Below are 1,327 nucleotides of genomic sequence, written 5' to 3'. Positions count from 1 at the left end.
GCCCTCACCCCCGGCCCCTCTCCCTCTGGGAGAGGGGAGAAGGAGCTTACGGCTGTGGCTTGGGCGGAACGGTAACCAGCAGCTCCAGCCCAAAGGCGTGCTCCCCGGCGGGGTAGCTGGTGATCCCCACCCCATCGATGCGGGTCAGCAGCTCGCGGGCTTCCGGCTCTACGCTGGCCAGCCCACCTGGCAAGGCGGCTTCCAGCACCGTGCGGAGGCCTCGCCAATTCAGCAAAAAGTAGCCGTAGTTGGGCTTGGGCAACTGGTTGTAGAGGGTTTTCAGCGGCTCGGTTTGAGGAAGCAGATTGCCCTGGCGCTGGGCAAGGCTTTGCAGCGCCGCCGTGCTGGTGGTAACCATCAGGTAGTTGCCTTCCCAGGCACGGGTTAGAAGCGGACGGTTAAACAAGGGATCCGCCCAGGTTACCTGGCCATCGGCTTCCGTTACTCGCGCGCCCGACTCCTGAGCCAGCCGATCCAACTGGGCCAGGGCCGCGTTGGCTTTGTCTTTTTGGCTGCTCTCGATGATCAAAGCCGCCCCCATGCCTTGCAAGAGGGGGTGGGCCTGGGCATCGGGCGCCACCAGCAAGGCTATCTCCCCATCCAGCCAAGCCATCAGGTCTCGATCCAGATCCAGGCGGGTGTTGGTGCGGAACTCGGCCCGCAGTTCATCCAGGGACTCTTTGGCCTGGGGATCCTCTTCCAGCTCCGACACAACCGCCTGCCAGCGTTGGGCAACCTGCTGGGTGGTGATCACCGCCAGGGCACTGCCGGGCAGCCGCTGGATCAGCTCGCCCCGGGCAGTCTGCCACCTGCGCAGCAGGGGAGTTTGGGGATCCAGTTGGGTGAGTAGGCGCATCTGCAGGCCCTGCTCCCGCCAGTGGGCAGCCATAGCCAAAGAGCGCAGCGGCTGCAGGGATCCCAGCTCTGCCGGATCCCAGTCCCGCGTCCAATCTCGGAAAGACTCGGGATCCTCCTGCAAAGCCTGGAAGTTGAAGTAGGCAAAAGCCAAGGTGCCCGGCTTCTGGTAGAGATCGCCCACGGCAGCTTGGAAAGCTTCGGCGCGGCTAATGGGCTCCGCCTGGCCGCGATAGACAGCAATTGCCTGCTCCATCACCTTGGGATCGTTGGCCAGGGCCACGAAGCGGTTGCCAAACTCCGCAGTCACCCACCGTTCGCCCGGCTCCCCATTGGTTTGCACGTAGAGAGTCACCCCTTGCTCCTGGCGCTGCTCGAAGTTGGCCCCTTCCGCCTCTGCCTGTTGCCGCACTTGGGCCAGGAATTGCCTGGACAGATCGGCGTTGCGGGTGCTGGCTCCAAAGAGGATCCC

General features: G+C 64.2%; 1 protein-coding gene. It reads right to left on the bottom strand.

Translation table 11 applies throughout. The features are described 5' to 3' along the window. Positions 1 to 46: 46 nt before the first annotated feature. Positions 47 to 1,327: DUF3352 domain-containing protein (locus NW844_RS07285; protein ID WP_414334725.1), on the bottom strand; the 1,281-nt coding region annotated here is incomplete at its 5' end.

The sequence above is a fragment of the Synechococcus sp. H55.2 genome (genome assembly GCF_047462495.1).
Classification (GTDB): domain Bacteria; phylum Cyanobacteriota; class Cyanobacteriia; order Thermostichales; family Thermostichaceae; genus Thermostichus.
This window is presented reverse-complemented; position numbering and strand designations above follow the sequence as displayed.